We start from the raw sequence: 15,812 nt of genomic DNA on the forward strand, positions 1-15,812 counted from the left end.
TTTCCTCCCAAGTCGCGTTGCGCGTCAGTGCAGGCCGAGCGCGCGGGCCGGCGCGAAAATCTCCTCCACCGTCATCCGCCGCGGCAGCAGCCCCTGCGCCTCGCTGGCCGCCAGCACATGCGCCAGCGAATGCGCCATGGTGGCGGCCGAATCCGGCAGCAGGTCCGGATCCCGCCGCGGCCGTGCCGCGCGCAGGGCCGTGAGCAAGGCAGCCAGCGTGCCTGGCCGGGCCTCGGCGAAGGCGCGGCTGGCGACCAGCGCGTGGTTGATCGGCACCACCCCGGTGCGGTCGAACCAGGCGCGGGCGGCGGCATCGGGGTCCGGAAAGACCGGGGCGAAATCCGCATCCTCCGGCAGGTCGTTGCCGAGGATGGCGGCGTCGATGAGGCCGTCGCGCAGCATCGCCGGCAGCTTCAGCCCGGGCGCCACATGGGTGACGAAGGGCGGGTCGGCGAATTCGGCCACATGCGCCGGGTCCTGCGTCAGCCATTGCGAATCCGCGGCCTGCAGCCCCGCCGCCTCCGCCAGGATGGCGCGCACCCACATGCCGGTGGTCTGGGTATAGGCGCGCACGCCGATGCGCCGGCCGGCCAGCGTGCCGGGCGTGAGCTCCGGCCGGCAGGCCAGGCGGATGATGCAGCGATGCTGGAAGCGCGCGGCCAGCGTGATCGGCAGCAGGATGATCGGCTTGCCGAAGGCGATCGCCTGCAGCGCGGTGACGATGGCCATCTCCGCCACGTCGAAACGCTGCTGCATGGCCATCGGCGCGAAGGCGCGGTGGATCGGCTCGATCTCCGGCAGCGTCACCGGCGTGCCATCGGGCAGCGCGCCGGCCTGGCGCAGCGCATCGCCCATCGGGCCGCGGCCGATGGCCAGGGTGAAGGGGGCCTCAGCCATGGAAGGGCGCCAGTTCGGGATAGAGGCGGCGCGCCGTGCCGGACAGGATCGCCGCGCGATCGGCCTCGCCCAGGCTGTCCAGCGCCGCCAGGCTGCGCGCCAGCAGGGCCGAAAGCGCGCCCTCGGCGGCCGGGAAATTGGAGCCCCAGCAGATGCGATCCGCGCCGAAGCGCCCGATCAGCGCCGCCAGCAGCGCCTCCGGCGTCGAGGCCCCCACCCCGGCCAGGTCCAGCGCCCGGCTGGTCAGCTTCAGGAAGACATTGGGGTAGTCCGCCAGCGCAAACAGCGGCGCGGAGCGCGCATAGGGCGGGCCATCGGACAGGTCCGGCCGCGCCAGATGGTCCAGCAGCACCGGCACGCTGGGGAAGCGTTCCAGCAGCACCCGCAGCGCCGGGATGCCCTTGGCCGTCATCTGCAGGCAGACCGGCAGGCCGAGCTCCGCCGCCATGGCCCAGCCCGCAAAGCCGCGCGGATCATCCAGCCAGCCGGCCTGGCCGGGCATGGTGGTGCCGGTGGTGAAGAGGCGGAAGCCGGACAGGCCCGCCTCGCGCCAGCGGCGGATGGTGGCCGGCGCCGCGGGGTCCAGGATGTCCACGGAAAACACGCCGACGAAGCGGTTCCGATGCGCGGCGACCGATCCCACCAGGTAGCTGTTGTCATGCCCGTAGGCCGTGGAGGCCTGCACCACCACGGCGCGGGCGACGCCGGCCGCATCCATCGCCGCGATCAGCGCCTCGGGCGGGGTCGGGCGCTCGGCCGACCAGTCGGACTGCTTGCCGCCCAGCGGCGCCAGCGGATAGCGCGCCTGGTCAGGCGAAATGACGTGCGTGTGGGTATCGATGATCTCGACCGGCATGGATGTCTCTCCCTGCCCGGCAGGATGGTCCGCCGCCGCGGGCCGGACTACGCGGAAAGCGCGGCCTGGGTCATAAGATGCGGGCTATGCCGGATGCCGATGCCCTGCCCCGCCTGCGCGACCTGGCGGCCTTCGCCGCGGCCTCGCGGGCGGCGAGCCTCGGCGCCGCCGCGCGGCAGGCGGGCCTGACCCAGCCCGCCCTGTCCCAGGCCATCGGGCGGCTGGAGGCGCGGATCGGCCAGGCCCTGCTGGCGCGCGGCCCGCGCGGCAGCTTTCCCAGCCCCGCCGGCGCGCTGCTGCTGGAACGTTGCGCGCGGATGGATGCGCAGCTGGAAGCGGGCCTGGCCGCCTGTGGCAGCACCACGCCGCCGCGCCTGCTGACGGATACGGCGCTGGCCACGCACCTGGCCATCACCCGCGCCGGCAGCTTCGCCGCCGCCGCCCGCGCGCGCGGCATTTCCCTGCCCACCTTGTCCCGCACCGCGCGGGGGCTGGAGGCGACGCTGGGCGTGGCGCTCTACCGCCGGACCGAGGCCGGCTTCGTCGCCGGGCCGGACGGGGCGGAGCTGGCACGGCGCATCGCCCTGGCACGGGTCGAGATCGAGCAGGCGCTGGCGGAGCTGGCGGCGGAGCCCGCGCGCTTCCACCTCGGCACCCTGCCGCTGATGCCGCGCCTGCCGCTGGCGGTGGCGCTGGAGCAGGCCGGTGCGCTGGATGTCTCGGCGCAAGATGGCAGCCATGCCGCGCTGGTGGCGCAGCTGCGCCAGGGCCGGATCGACGCCATGCTCGGCGCCCTGCGGGGCGCCCCCCCGCACCCGGATCTGGAGGAGGAGGCGCTGCGCGACGACCCCTTCGTGGTGGCCTGCGGCGCCGCGCATCCCGGCGATGCGACCCCGGCCGGCCTGGCCGCCGCCGCCTGGGTTGTGGCGGCGCCGCCCTTGCCGCGCCGCGCGGTAGCGGAGGCGCTGTTTGCCACCCTGCCCGCCCGCCCAAGCATCCTGCTGGAGACCAATGCCGCCGAGACCACCATCGCCGTGCTGCGCCAGGGCGGCGCCATGGCGCTGCTCTCCGCCCAGCAGGTGGCGGCAACGCCCGGGCTCAGGCGGCTTCCGGTGCCCCTGCCGCCGACGGCGCCGCGCCGCATCGGCCTGACGCTGCGGCGGGACTGGCAGCCCACCCCGGCGCAGGCGGGGTTTCTGGAGGCGTTGCGGGCCGCCTGCCGAGATGGGTGAAGGGGCGGCACTGACCTCGCGGCCCCCCTCACCCAACCCTCTCCCCCCGTCGGGGGGAGAGGGCTTCAGGGTGCACGGTTCTGCCTAGTCCCTGGGCCCCGGCGCCAGCACTTCCCGCTTGCCGACATGGTTCGCGGCGCCCACCACGCCGTTCTTCTCCATCTGCTCGATCAGCTTGGCGGCGCGGTTGTAGCCGATGTTCAGGTGGCGCTGGACGAAGCTGGTGCTGGCCTTGCCCTCCCGCGTCACCAGCTCCACCGCCTGGTCATAGAGCGAGGCCTCGCCATCGGTATTGCCGCCGAGCATGCCGGAGAGATCCGGCCCGGCCGCATCCTCGTCCACCTCCGTCACCTCCTCGATGTACGAAGGCTCCGCCTGTTCGCGCAGGAAGGCGACCACGGCCTCCACCTCGTCATCGGTGACGAAGGGGCCGTGCACGCGGCTGATGCGGCCGCCGCCGGCCATGTGCAGCATGTCGCCCTGGCCCAGCAGCTGCTCGGCGCCCATCTCGCCGAGGATGGTGCGGCTGTCGATCTTCGACGTGACCTGGAAGCTGATGCGGGTGGGGAAGTTCGCCTTGATGGTGCCGGTGATGACATCCACCGAAGGCCGCTGCGTCGCCATGATCACATGGATGCCGGCGGCACGCGCCATCTGCGCCAGGCGCTGCACCGCGGCCTCGATCTCCTTGCCGGCGACGATCATCAGGTCCGCCATCTCGTCGATGACGACCACGATCATCGGCAGCGGCTCCAGCGCCAAAGGCTGGTCCTCGAAGAGCGGCTTGTTGGTCTCGGGGTCGAAGCCGACCTGCACGCGTCGCGTCAGCACCTCGCCGCGGGCGCGCGCGGCCTCCGCCTTCTCGTTGTAGCCGCCGATATTGCGGACGCCGAGCTGGGACATGGCGCGGTAGCGCTTCTCCATTTCCCGCACGGTCCACTTCAAGGCCCCGATCGCCTTGGCCGGCTCCGTCACGACGGGCGCCAGCAAGTGCGGGATGCGGTCGTAAACGGAAAGCTCCAGCATCTTCGGGTCGATCATGATGAAGCGGCACTCATCCGGCGTGAAGCGGTAGAGCAGCGACAGGATCATGGTGTTGATGCCGACCGACTTGCCCGAGCCGGTGGTGCCCGCGATCAGCAGATGCGGCATGCGGGCGAGGTCGGCAATCACCGGCGCGCCGCCGATATCCTTGCCCAGGGCCAGCGGCAGCTTCGCCTGGTGGCGGTGCCAGTCCTCCGCCATCATCATCTCGGAGAAATAGACCATCTCGCGCTTGCTGTTCGGCAGCTCGATGCCGATGACGTTGCGCCCGGGGACGGTCGCGATGCGCACGGCGGTGACGGACATGGAGCGCGCAATATCGTCGGCCAGGCCGATGACGCGGGCGGACTTGGTACCGGGGGCGGGTTCCAGTTCGTAGAGCGTGACGACGGGGCCGGGCCGGATCTCGGCGATGCGGCCGCGCACGCCGTAATCCTCCAGCACCGTCTCCAGCATCCGCGCATTGCCCTGCAGCGCCTCCTCGGAGGGGCCGGAGGCGCGGCGGGCGGGCGGGGCGGCGAGCAGCGACAGCGGCGGGAAGCGCCAGCTGCCATCGGGCAGGTCCAGGCTGCCCTGGCGGGCATTGGCCACCGGCTTGGGCGGCGCGGCGCGATCCGCCACGCGCGGCGCGGCGGGCTTGCCCCGCGTCGCCGCGGGGGCGGCACGGGGGGCGGGCGGCGGCGGCTCGGGGGCGCCGGCCTCGAAGGAGGGCTCGCGCCGGCGGGGGGCCGGCGGTGGCTCCTCGACCAGCGCATCGGCATTGCGGAGCATCTCGGCCAGCGGCGTCTCCCGCTCCCGCCGCCGCCGCACCGCGCCGCCCACGGCGCGGCCGATTGCCAGGAAGGGCCAGGACAGGATGCGGGCGACCAGGCCGGGCGGCACATGCTCCCCCACCTGCCGGGCGCGCGCCGCCGTCATCCGCGCGGTGGCGCTGGCGGCGCTGCCGGCCACGGACCCGGCGCGGCGCCATTCGCCCAGCGACAGGCCCAGCGCCACGAAGGCCAGCAGCGCCGTCAGCACCCCCAGCACGATATGCGCGATGCCGGCGCCGACCGGGCCGAGCAGGTCGCGCAGCAGCCCCAGCACCGCCTGCGCGACCACCGGCCCGGCCGCGCCCCCCGGCCCGGCGGCGGCCGGCGCTTCCGTGGGCAGCGGCAGCAGGATCAGGGTCGCCGCCACCAGGGGCAGCGCCGCCAGCAGGCAGGCCAGGCGCAGCGCGAAGGGGGCGAGGCCGCGATGCGTCGCCAGCCGCCAGGCCCAGGTCATCAGGCAGGCCACCGGCAGGAAGGCGGCATAGCCGAAGGCCTGCAGCAGCAGATCCGCCGCATGCGCGCCGATCGGCCCGGCCAGGTTGGTGGTGAGCTGCGCGGTGGCGGTGGAGAAGGAGGGATCGGCCGGGTCATAGGTCGCCAGCGCCAGCCCCAGCACCAGGCCGAACAAGACCAGGACCAGCGCCACCAGCTCCGCCAGCCGCCGCTTCATGGCGGCCTTGACGGCGGGCGAGGCGAAGCGGCGCCCGGCGGCGGCGAGCCGGTCGCCCACGGCCGGATTGCTGCCACCCGGATTGCTGACCATGCGGGCCATAGGGGTGTTTCCTGAAGTCTTCCCGCAACTCTACACCGGAAACCGTTCGGATTGAACGGTCTTGGTGGCTGGCCTCAGTCCGCGGGGGGCCGGGTGTTGCGCAGTTTCTTCACCCCGCTGCGCAGCTTCTTCCCCTCCAGCCGGCGCAGCTGCGACCCGTAGCTGGGCTTGGTGGCGCGGCGGGTGGGCGGTGGCGGGGCGGCGGCTTCCGCCAGCAGCGCGTCCAGCCTTTCGCGGGCATCGGTGCGGTTGCGGTCCTGGGTGCGGAAGCGCTGCGCCTGGATCACCAGCACGCCCTCCTGCGTGATCCGCCGCCCGGCCAGGGTCGCCAGCCGGCGGGCCATGTAGTCGCTTAGGTCGAGCCGGTTCAGGTCGAGCCGCAGCTCCACCGCCGTCTCCACCTTGTTGACGTTCTGGCCGCCAGGGCCGGAGGAACGCACAAAACGTTCCTCCAGCGCGTCGTCAGGAATGGGGGGGATGCGGGCCATGCGGCGCCTCATGGCGCGTCGCGCGAGGCGGCGCAAATGAAAAGGGCGCCGAGGGTTGCCCCCCGGCGCCCGTTCTCGTCGAAGCCGGAAGGCTCAGCCCAGGCGCTCGCCGTGCAGCACCACGTCCAGGCCCTCGCGCTCCTCCTCCTCGGTCACGCGGAGGCCGACGATGGCGTCCACGATCTTGAGCAGGATGAAGGTGGCGATCGCCGTGAAGACGAAGACCGCCGCCACCGCATAGACCTGCAGCAGGAACTGCTCGAAGGACCCGCTGATGCCGGCCGGGGAGGCCGCGGTGGCGGACAGCGGGCCATAGGCGAAGATGCCCGTCAGCAGCGCGCCGGTGATGCCGCAGATGCCGTGCACGCCGAAGGCGTCCAGGCTGTCGTCATAGCCGCACCAGTGCTTCAGCGCGGTGGCGCCCCAGAAGCCGGCGAGACCCGCCACAACGCCGATGACCAGCGCCGCGCCCGGCAGCACGAAGCCCGCCGCCGGGGTGATGGCCACCAGGCCCGCCACGGCGCCGGAGATGGCACCCAGCACGGAGGGCTTGCCCTTGGTGGCCCATTCCGCGATCAGCCAGGCCAGCACCGCGCCGGCCGCTGCGATCTGCGTCACCAGCATGGCCATGCCGGCGCGCGCACCCGCGCCCACGGCGGAGCCCGCATTGAAGCCGAACCAGCCCACCCACAGCATGCTGGCGCCGATCACGGCAAAGCCCAGGTTGTAGGGGGACATGTTCTCCGTCCCGTAGCCGACCCGCTTGCCCAGCACGATGGCCGCGACAAGCCCGGCGACGCCGGCATTGATGTGCACCACGGTGCCGCCGGCGAAGTCCAGCGCGCCGAGGGCGAAGATCCAGCCATTCGGGTGCCAGACCCAGTGCGCGACCGGGGAATAGACCAGCAGCGTCCAGAGCGTGACGAAGACCATCAGGGCGGAGAACTTCATTCGGTCCGCCACCGCGCCGGTGATCAGCGCCGCGGTGATGATGGCGAAGGTCATCTGGAACATCACGAAGACGCTTTCCGGGATGGTCGTCGCCACCGCCGCGTCGCCGGAGCCCAGGGTGAAGGGCTTGTCCCAGTTCTCCGCCATGCCGGACAGCAGCAGGCGCGAGACATCGCCGATATAGGCATTGCCCTCGCCGAAGGCGAGGCTGTAGCCCAGCACCATCCAGAGCACGCCGACCAGGCCGCAGACCGCGAAGGACTGCATCATGGTGGCGAGCACGTTCTTCTTGCGGACCATGCCCGCATAGAACAGGGCCAGGCCCGGCACCGTCATCATCAGCACGATGGCGGAGCTGGTCAGCATCCAGGCGGTGTCGCCGGTATCGATGGTCGCATCCTGCGCGAAGGCCGCGCCCGACACGAGCAGCGCCGGCAGCGCCATGGCAGCGGCGCGCGCAATCCTCGTCATTCCCCCGTTCCTCATCATGCCCGCGGTCTTCACCTTGGGTGTGTTGTCGCCCGACATGCGGCTACAGCGCCTGGTCGTCGGTTTCGCCGGTGCGGATGCGCAGCGCGCGTTCCACATCCAGGACGAAGATCTTGCCGTCGCCGATCTTGCCGGTGCGCGCGGCACCCGCGATCGCCTCGACCACCGCATCCACCATCTCGGCGGCCACGGCGACTTCGATCTTGAGCTTCGGCAGGAAGCTCACGTGGTATTCGGCCCCGCGATAGATCTCGGTCTGGCCCTTCTGCCGACCGAAACCCTTGACCTCGGTAACCGTAAGCCCCTGCACGCCGAGCGGGGTGAGCGCATCGCGCACCTCGTCCAGCTTGAAAGGCTTGATGATGGCCATGACCAGCTTCATCGCGCCGCAGTTCCCCTTCCCAAGGCGGTATCGGGGCGATGCAATCCAAGGAACGTGCCAAGCGCTTTGTAGACCGTTTTGCGCGGGACTCCGCGCGGCGGCGCAACCGTTGCGCTCGTGCAGCGCAGCAATACTGCCTGTTTTATAGGCAATTGCCTCGCCCTTGCCGAAAGCCCGGCGCGGGGCGACCTTGCAGGCATGAGCGACACGGACACCACCATCTGCATCGTCGGCGCCGGCCCGGTCGGCGCCACCCTCGCCGCCACGCTGGCCGCCGCCGGCATCCCCACCGCGGTGCTGGACCGCGCCCCGCTGCCGCCCATGGAACTGCCGGATTTCGACGGCCGGGCCTATGCCATCGCGCTCACCAGCCAGCGGCTGCTGGCGGCCTCGGGCATCTGGGACCGGCTGCCGGAGACACCCCAGCCGATCCACCACATCCGCGTGCAGGACGGCCGGCCGGGCCATGCCCCCTCCCCGCTCAAGCTCGACTTTCGCAGCGAGGAGGTGGGCCCGGACCCCTTCGGCTGGATGGTGGAGGCGCGCGCGCTCCGCGTGGCGCTGAACGCCCGCCTGCCGCACCTGCCGAACCTGCGCGTTTTTGCGCCGGCCGAGGCCAGCGTCGAACGGACGCCCGAAGGCGCCCGCATCCGCATCACCACCGGCCCCGATTCCGGCACGGTGCTCTCCGCCCGGCTGGTGGTGGCCGCGGAGGGGCGGGAGAGCGCGCTGCGCCAGCAGGCCGGCATCGGCGTGACGCGGCACGACTATGGCCAGACCGGCATGGTCGGCGCCTTCGCCCACGAGCGCCCGCACAACGGCACCGCGCTCGAGATGTTCTTGCCCAATGGCCCCTTTGCGCAATTGCCGCTGGCCGGGCCTGGCGGGTTCGGCAGCGCGCAGTTTCCGCATGCCTCCGCCTTCGTCTGGTCCGACCGGCGCGACCTGGCGCAGCGTTTTCTCGCGATGGACGACGCCGCCTTCGGGCGCGAGCTGACCCGGCGGATGGGCGACCATCTGGGCAGAATCCGGCCGATCGGCCGGCGCTGGTCCTATCCGCTGACGGCGCTCTGGGCGCAGCGGCAGGTGGATACGCGCCTCGCCTTGGTGGGCGACGCCGCGCATGGCATCCACCCCATCGCCGGCCAGGGCCTGAACCTCGGTTTCCGGGACGTGGCCGCGCTGGCGGAGGAAATCATCGCCGCGGTCGCCGCCGGCGAGGACCCCGGCAGCCAGGCCGTGCTGCGCCGCTACGACCGCCGGGCACGGCCGGATGCGGCCATCATGCTGGGCGCCACCCATGTGCTGGAAAAGCTGTTTGGCAACGATTTCGGGCCGGTCCGCCTGGCGCGACGGCTGGGGATCGCGGCCGTGGACCGCATGCCGCGGCTGAAGCGGGCCTTCGCCCAGCGGGCCATGGGCATGGCCGGGGCCAGCGGGTTGCTGGGGGGCCAGGGGCTGATGACGCCGCCGGGGTGAGCCGGGGCGCCCCATGGACGCGCGGTCGCCGCTTCGGCACCCTGGCGGCATGACCCCGGACGACTTCATCGCCAAATGGCGCGCCAATACGCGCAGCGAACGCGCGGCCTTTGTCGAGCATTTCAACGACCTCTGTGCCCTGCTGGGGGAGGAGACGCCGAACCAGGCGGACCCCGAGGGTCGCGCCTATGCCTTCGAGAAGGGCGCGCTGAAGACCGCCGGCACGCGGGGCTTCGCCGATGTCTGGAAGCGCGGCCACTTCGCCATGGAATACAAGGCCAAGGGCGCCGACCTGAAGCGCGCCTTCGAGCAGTTGCAGCGCTATGCGCTCGGCCTGGACAGCCCGCCGCTGCTGGCCGTCTGCGACTTCGACAGCATCGTCATCCGCACCGCCTGGACCAATGCGGTGAGCGAGACGCACGAGATTCCGCTGGAGTCCCTGCGCGACCCGCGCAACCTGCGCAAGCTGAAATGGATGCTCTCGGACCCGGAGCGGCTGCGCCCGGGGCTGACGCGCCAGGCGCTGACGGAGGAGGTGGCGGCCGCCTTCATCGAGCTGGCCCGCAAGCTGCGGGACCGCGGCCACGATGCCTTCGCGGTGGCGCATTTCATCAACCGCATCGTCTTCTGCCTTTTCGCCGACAAGGCCGGGCTGCTGCCGGCGGGGCTGGTGGGCAAGCTGCTGGCGCAGTCCCGCCGCTACCCGGACCGATTCGCGAAGCTGGCCGGCAGCCTGTTTGCCGCCATGCGGACCGGCGGCAGCCTGGGGCTGGAGGATATCGAATGGTTCAATGGCGGGCTCTTCGACGATGACAGCGCCCTGCCACTGACCGCGCAGGATATCGCGACGCTGCAGGCTGCTGCGGAAAGCGACTGGGCGGAGATCGAGCCCTCCATCTTCGGCACGCTCTTCGAACGCGGCCTGGACCCGGAGAAGGAGAAGCAGATCGGCGCGCATTACACCGATGCGCACAAGATCTCCCTCATCGTCGAGCCCTGCATCCAGCGCCCCCTGCGCGCGGAATGGGCGGCGGCCAAGGCGCGCATCGCGGCGCTGATGGCGGAGGCGCAGGCGCTGCTGGCGGTGGATGCGGAGGCCGCGAGCGCGGCGCTGGCGGCCCGCCAGGCGGCGGTGGGCGTGCTGCCGCGGAAGCAGCGGGACGCCGCCGCCAAGGCCGCGGCCGCGCGCAAGGCGCAGGCGACGGCGAAGCAGGCGGAGGCGCAGGCGGTGCAGGAGGCGCATCTGGCCCGGCTGCGCGCCTTCCGCGTGCTCGACCCCGCCTGCGGCTCCGGCAATTTTTTGTATGTGTCGCTGATGGCGCTGAAGGATCTGGAGCGGCAGGCGCTGGTCGAGGGCGAGGCCCTGGGCCTGCCGCCGCAGCCGGCGCGGATCGGGCCGGAGGTGGTGCGCGGCATCGAGCTGAACGCGTTTGCGGCGGAATTGGCGCGGGTTTCGGTGTGGATCGGTGCGATCCAGTGGACGCAGCGGAACGGCTACCAGGTTTCGGACAATCCGATCCTCAAACCGCTGGAGACGATCGAGAACCGGGACGCGCTGTTGAACCCGGACGGGACGCCGGCGGAGTGGCCGGCGGCGGATGCGATTGTGGGGAATCCGCCGTTCTTGGGCGGAAAGCTCTTACTCCGCGGCTTGGGGCACGAATATGCTGGGAAGTTACGTGAAGCGTATTTTGGTCGAATCCCACCCAGCGCTGACTTGGTTTGTTATTGGTTCGCCATTGCGCATCAGGCGCTTAAAGATCGCCGCGCGCATTGCGTTGGCTTGGTCTCAACAAACAGTATTCGAGGCGGCGCCAATCGGGAAGTTGTTGACGCAATTGCCAGCGACTTCGAAATTTTCGACGCCTGGGCGGATGAGCCCTGGAATGTTGAAGGCGCGGCAGTGCGCGTTTCTTTAATTTGTTTCGGTCATTCCGATGCTGGAGAATTCCACCTTGACGGGCGCCGCGCAACCAAAATCAATCCCGACCTAAGTGAAGCCGAATCTGATTTAACACAGGCCCCCACGCTTACCGAGAACCGGAATGTCGCCTTCATCGGGGTTCAATTGACGGGACCGTTCGATGTAAATGGGGAAACCGCGCGCGAATGGTTGTTACTTCCGAGAAACCCGAGCGGCCGCTCAAACAATGAAGTTTTACGGCCATGGTGGAATGGCATTGATGTCGCACGGCGATCACGTGATAGCTGGGTAGTCGATTTTGGATCGACCATGGGTGAGGAAGAGGCGAAAGAATTCACTGCCCCGTATGCTTACGTTGCCCGAAACGTAAGACCTGTCCGTGAAGCAAATAGATTGGAGCCCCTTCGGCGTCTGTGGTGGCGGCACTGGCGTGCGCGCGACGACTTGAAAAGGGCAATATCTTCGTTGAGTAGATTTATTGTCACCGCGCGGGTCTCGAAACATCGTCTCTTCGCGTGGATGCAAGCACCAACCCATCCTGATTCTCAGCTCGTAGCATTTGCGCGCGACGACGATACCAGCTTCGGCATCCTGCACAGCCGTTTCCACGAGACCTGGGCGCTGCGCCTCGGCACTTGGCTCGGCGTGGGCAACGACCCCCGCTACACCCCCACCACCACCTTCGAAACCTTCCCCTTCCCCCAGGGCCTGACCCCCAATCTCCCGGCCGCCTCCTATGCGGAGGACCCCCGCGCCATGGCCATCGCGGCGGCGGCGAAAGACCTCGTGGAAAAACGGGACAATTGGCTCAATCCGCCGGAATGGGTGGAGCGGGTGCCGGAGGTGGTGCCGGGCTATCCGGACCGGATCGTGGCGCGGGAGCCGAAATTCGAAAAGCTGTTGCGCGCCCGCACGCTGACGAATCTCTACAACACCCGCGGCACGCCGGAGGGGGCCTGGCTGGATGCGCTGCATGCGCGGCTGGATGCGGCGGTGGCCGCCGCCTATGGCTGGCCGGCGGATATCGCGGAGGAGGAGGCGCTGGCGCGGCTGCTGGCGCTGAATCTGGAACGGGCGGGGAAGCAGGGGTGATGGGGGTGGTGGCGAGAACCCCCACCCCGGCCCTCCCCCGCAGTGCGGGGGAGGGAGAAGGTCAGCGCTTCGGAGGGTCTCGCGAAAGGCCCTTCGCCGCCAGCGCCGCCTCATAGGCCGCCCAGCGTTCGGCATATTGCTCGCCGAGGACCCGGAAAAAATCCCAGCTGTAGATGCCGCTGTCGTGCAGGTCGTCGAAGATCAGGCGCACGGCGTAGTGGCCCACCGGCTCGATCCGCATGATGCCGACATGACGCCGCCCCGGCACCGTCACCCGCTGCCCCGGCCCATGCCCCTGCACCTCGGCGGAGGGGCTTTCGACGCGCAGATATTCGGCGGGCAGGGCGAAGGTCACGCCGTCGTCCCAGGCCAGGTGCAGCACCTGCTCCGCCCGGGCCAGGCGGATTTCCGTCAGGCGGGGCATCAGGCGCCGAGCTTGCGGGCCTCGTCCGGCAGCATGATGGGGATGCCGTCGCGCACCGGATAGGCCAGGCCCGCCTTCTCGCTTACCAGCTCACCCGCCTCCCGGTCGTAGCGCAGCGGGCCCTTGCTCACCGGGCAGACCAGGATCTCCAGCAGCCGCGGGTCCACCGCGCCGGGCAGGCCGGACGTCGTCTCATTCGCCATGGAAAGGCTCCCCTGATGCGGACCGAAAACTAGCTCGGCCGGCTGTCCTGCGCCATGCCATGGCTGCCCATCTGCATCAGCGCCACCAGCATCGCCGCCCGGTCCTCCACCGAGGCCGCCTCCAGCAGTGCCTGCTTCTCCCGCACCTCGAAGGGGCAGAGCATGGACAGCGTGGTCACCAGCATGGCGTCGCCGGTATTCTCCACCGCCTCCCAATTCGCCTCGATGCCGCGCGCGCGGAAATAGGGGCGCAGCGCGGCCAGCAGCGCCGCGCGGTCGATCTGCGGCGCCGGCCCTTCCGCCACCAGGTCCGGGCCATAGTCACCGTATTCGACGCGCGCGCGCCGATAGCCGCGGCGCAGGCCCGCCTCCTCCAGGATGCGATAGCGGATCACGCCGGTCAGGGTGATCAGGTAGCGCCCATCCTCCGTCTCGGCGAAGGAGGAGAGGCGCCCGAGGCAGCCGATGCGGTAGATCTGGCTGCCGAGCTCCGTGCGCGGCAGGCCGGGGTCCGGCTGCACCATGCCGAGGAAGCGCCCCGCCGCCAGCGCATCCTCGACCATCGCCAGGTAGCGTGGCTCGAAGATGTTCAGCGGCAGGCGGCCGCCCGGCAGCAGCAGCGCGCCGCTGAGCGGGAAGATCGGGATCTCCGACGGCAGGGCGTCGAAGGCGGGGTGAAAGGCGGGCATCTGCTCCGTTTCAGCCACCGGGCGCGTGGGGCGCGCCGGTGGTCCGTGTTACCCCCGCGCGGCTCGCGCCTCCGGCCGGGTCGGCTTATCGGAACAGAAGGGTGGAGAGCTTCCGGCGTCCCGCAAGGGTGGCGGGGTCGTCGAATCCCCAGGCCTCGAAGAACTTCAGCAATTGCTTGCGTGCGGCTTCCTCGTTCCAGGCGCGGTCGCGCTTGATGGCGACCATCAGCGCGTCCACCGCCTCCGCCCGCTTGTCCATGGCATTCAGCGCCACCGCCAGGTCGATGCGGGCGGCGTGGTCGTCCGGGTCGGCTTCCAGGCGGCGCTCGAATTCGCCCAGCTTCTCCCGCGCCTCGCGGCCCTCACGGGCCAGCTGCAGCTGGGAGCGGACGGAGGCGATCTCGGCATGGCCGGCGATCTTCTCCGGCACCTGGTCCAGCACTTCCTGGGCCTGCTCCTCCTCGCCCAGGGCCATCAGGCAGCGGGCGAGGCCGGCCATGGCCTCGGGGTTCTCCGGCTCGGCCTGGGCCAGGGCGGCGAAAAGCTCCACCGCGCCGGCATGGTCGCCGGCCTCCACCAGGGCCTTGGCCTCGGCCAGCAGGTCGGCGCCCGGAAGCTGGCCGCCGGAGACCTTGAGCAGGTTCTCGATGAACTTCTTCACCTCGCCTTCCGGCAGGGCGCCCTGGAACAGGTCGGCGATCTGCCCCTGGGCGAAGCCCACCACGGTGGGCACGGATTGCAGCGGCAGGCCCATCTGCGCCAGCTGCTGGACCAGCTGGCGGTTCTTGTCGATGTCGATCTTCACCAGCTTCACGCGGCCGCCGGCGGCGCGCACCACCTTCTCCAGGGTGGGCGTCAGCGTCTTGCAGGGGCCGCACCAGGTGGCCCAGAAGTCCACCAGCACGGGGGTTTCGCGGCTGGCCTCGATGACATCGGCCATGAAGGTGCGCTGGTCGCCATCCTTCACGGGGTCCGGCGTGCCGGCGGGCAGGGCGCCACCGGGCGCGGCCTGGCGGGTCGGGTCGAAGATCAGGTCCATGGCAGGCAATTCCTCTCGCTTGGCCGCATAGATGCGTGATGTGGGGCGCGAAGCAAGCGGGTTGGGCCAGATCACGCCGGATTGGGCATCTCCAGCAGCTCCGGCGCGTGGCCGAGCGCGCGCAGGAAGCGCAGCAGGTCCTCCGGCCGGATGGCGGTGGTCATGGTATTGGTCAGGGGGTGGATATTGATCCAGGCGTGCTCCTGGAACAGCTGCCGGTCGAAGACCGCCCGCACCGCGCCGGGGGCGGCGTTCACCAGGCCGAAGGGGGTGACGGAGCCCGGCTCCACCCCGAGCTGCGCCCGCAGCGCCTCCGGCTCCGCGAAGACGGAGCGCGGCAGGCCGAGCGCGCGGACCAGCGCATTCACCTTCACCGGCCGGTCCTCCTCGATGGAGGCGAGAAGATAGGGGCCGGCGGCCTTTTCCGGCCGCAGGAACAGGTTCTTCACATGCCCACCCGGCAGGTCCGGCCGCAGCGCCTTGCTTTCGGCGACGGTGAAGACCGGCGGATGGCTGACGGTGCGCGCCGCGATGCCCAGCGCGGCCAGGCGCGCCAGCAGGCCCTCGGGCGTTTCCATCAATGCAGCCGGCTGGCCGGCTGATGCGGGCTGTCCAGGCTGAAGGCGGGCACGGCGACATCGAAAGCCTCGCGCGTCGCCGTCACCACCATGTGGTAGGTGCCCACCATGAAGCCGGAGGGCGTGGGCAGCGGGGTGCCGGAGGTATATTCGAAATGCTCGCCCGGCCCGAGCACAGGCTGTTCGCCCACCACGCCCTCCCCATGCACCTGCTGGCTGCGCCCCTGGGCATCGGTGATCTGCCAGCTGCGCTTCAGCAGTTGCACCGTCTCCGCACCCTCATTGGCGATGGCGATGCGATAGGCCCAGACGAAATGGCCGCGATCCGGCTCGGACTGGTCCTCCAGGTAGAAGCTGCGCACCGTCACGCGGATGCCGCGGGTGGTCGCGGTGAACGCCGCATCGGCCTTGGTCATCACGCAGTCTCCCGGCCCGATCACGCTGAGCCGGGTCATTCTCGG

15 protein-coding genes are annotated in these 15,812 nt (G+C 70.7%); 3 read left to right on the forward strand and 12 right to left on the reverse strand.

Features of this window, described 5'->3' with window-relative positions:
• Positions 1–24: 24 nt before the first annotated feature.
• Positions 25–897, reverse strand: a complete 873-nt coding sequence (locus ACTIF1_RS00520) for an ABC transporter substrate-binding protein (RefSeq protein ID WP_439594406.1) — start codon at positions 895–897, stop codon at positions 25–27.
• The gene (locus tag ACTIF1_RS00525; RefSeq protein WP_439594407.1) at positions 890–1,753 is read right to left on the reverse strand and encodes an amidohydrolase family protein; all 864 of its coding nucleotides are present in this window, start codon (positions 1,751–1,753) and stop codon (positions 890–892) included. The genes ACTIF1_RS00520 and ACTIF1_RS00525 overlap by 8 nt, the downstream gene beginning before the upstream one ends.
• 86 nt (positions 1,754–1,839) lie before the next feature.
• On the opposite strand from ACTIF1_RS00525, the gene ACTIF1_RS00530 reads away from it, so the two are divergent.
• On the forward strand, positions 1,840–2,985 hold the full coding sequence (locus ACTIF1_RS00530) for a LysR family transcriptional regulator (RefSeq protein ID WP_439594408.1): 1,146 nt from the start codon (positions 1,840–1,842) through the stop codon (positions 2,983–2,985).
• An 84-nt stretch (positions 2,986–3,069) separates the two neighbouring features.
• Here the strand turns inward: ACTIF1_RS00530 and ACTIF1_RS00535 are convergent, their stop codons facing one another.
• The 4 genes from ACTIF1_RS00535 to ACTIF1_RS00550 all read right to left on the reverse strand — a co-directional run bounded on the left by ACTIF1_RS00535 (position 3,070) and on the right by ACTIF1_RS00550 (position 7,923).
• The gene (locus ACTIF1_RS00535; protein ID WP_439594653.1) at positions 3,070–5,604 is read right to left on the reverse strand and encodes a DNA translocase FtsK 4TM domain-containing protein; all 2,535 of its coding nucleotides are present in this window, start codon (positions 5,602–5,604) and stop codon (positions 3,070–3,072) included.
• A gap of 83 nt (positions 5,605–5,687) precedes the next feature.
• On the reverse strand, positions 5,688–6,101 hold the full coding sequence (arfB, locus tag ACTIF1_RS00540) for an alternative ribosome rescue aminoacyl-tRNA hydrolase ArfB (RefSeq protein WP_439594409.1): 414 nt from the start codon (positions 6,099–6,101) through the stop codon (positions 5,688–5,690).
• A 93-nt stretch (positions 6,102–6,194) separates the two neighbouring features.
• The gene (locus tag ACTIF1_RS00545) at positions 6,195–7,523 is read right to left on the reverse strand and encodes an ammonium transporter (RefSeq protein ID WP_439594410.1); all 1,329 of its coding nucleotides are present in this window, start codon (positions 7,521–7,523) and stop codon (positions 6,195–6,197) included.
• 61 nt (positions 7,524–7,584) lie between these two features.
• Entirely contained in the window at positions 7,585–7,923 is a 339-nt protein-coding gene (locus ACTIF1_RS00550) for a P-II family nitrogen regulator (RefSeq protein ID WP_304813622.1), read from the reverse strand.
• A gap of 198 nt (positions 7,924–8,121) precedes the next feature.
• Here ACTIF1_RS00550 and ACTIF1_RS00555 point away from each other — a divergent pair, with 198 nt between their 5' ends.
• The gene (locus ACTIF1_RS00555) at positions 8,122–9,402 is read left to right on the forward strand and encodes a UbiH/UbiF/VisC/COQ6 family ubiquinone biosynthesis hydroxylase (RefSeq protein ID WP_439594411.1); all 1,281 of its coding nucleotides are present in this window, start codon (positions 8,122–8,124) and stop codon (positions 9,400–9,402) included.
• 49 nt (positions 9,403–9,451) lie between these two features.
• Positions 9,452–12,418, forward strand: a complete 2,967-nt coding sequence (locus ACTIF1_RS00560; RefSeq protein WP_439594412.1) for a class I SAM-dependent DNA methyltransferase — start codon at positions 9,452–9,454, stop codon at positions 12,416–12,418.
• Between the two features lie 61 nt (positions 12,419–12,479).
• Here the strand turns inward: ACTIF1_RS00560 and ACTIF1_RS00565 are convergent, their stop codons facing one another.
• The 6 genes from ACTIF1_RS00565 to apaG form a co-directional block, all read right to left on the reverse strand.
• Positions 12,480–12,842 carry a gamma-butyrobetaine hydroxylase-like domain-containing protein gene (locus tag ACTIF1_RS00565; RefSeq protein ID WP_439594413.1) on the reverse strand — a complete coding sequence of 121 codons (363 nt, stop codon included), beginning with the start codon at positions 12,840–12,842 and terminating at the stop codon, positions 12,480–12,482.
• The gene (locus tag ACTIF1_RS00570) at positions 12,842–13,045 is read right to left on the reverse strand and encodes a Trm112 family protein (RefSeq protein WP_439594414.1); all 204 of its coding nucleotides are present in this window, start codon (positions 13,043–13,045) and stop codon (positions 12,842–12,844) included. Before ACTIF1_RS00570 ends, ACTIF1_RS00565 begins: the two co-directional genes overlap by 1 nt.
• A gap of 29 nt (positions 13,046–13,074) precedes the next feature.
• The gene (locus ACTIF1_RS00575; protein ID WP_439594415.1) at positions 13,075–13,734 is read right to left on the reverse strand and encodes an LON peptidase substrate-binding domain-containing protein; all 660 of its coding nucleotides are present in this window, start codon (positions 13,732–13,734) and stop codon (positions 13,075–13,077) included.
• An 85-nt stretch (positions 13,735–13,819) separates the two neighbouring features.
• Positions 13,820–14,773 carry a tetratricopeptide repeat protein gene (locus tag ACTIF1_RS00580; protein WP_439594416.1) on the reverse strand — a complete coding sequence of 318 codons (954 nt, stop codon included), beginning with the start codon at positions 14,771–14,773 and terminating at the stop codon, positions 13,820–13,822.
• Between the two features lie 71 nt (positions 14,774–14,844).
• Positions 14,845–15,351, reverse strand: a complete 507-nt coding sequence (locus tag ACTIF1_RS00585) for a prolyl-tRNA synthetase associated domain-containing protein (protein ID WP_439594417.1) — start codon at positions 15,349–15,351, stop codon at positions 14,845–14,847.
• Positions 15,351–15,767 (reverse strand): Co2+/Mg2+ efflux protein ApaG, encoded by a 417-nt coding sequence (apaG, locus tag ACTIF1_RS00590; protein ID WP_439594418.1) that lies wholly within the window; start codon positions 15,765–15,767, stop codon positions 15,351–15,353. The genes ACTIF1_RS00585 and apaG overlap by 1 nt, the downstream gene beginning before the upstream one ends.
• Positions 15,768–15,812 lie beyond the last annotated feature (45 nt).

Source organism: Falsiroseomonas sp. (genome assembly GCF_051860665.1).
Lineage (GTDB): Bacteria > Pseudomonadota > Alphaproteobacteria > Acetobacterales > Acetobacteraceae > Falsiroseomonas.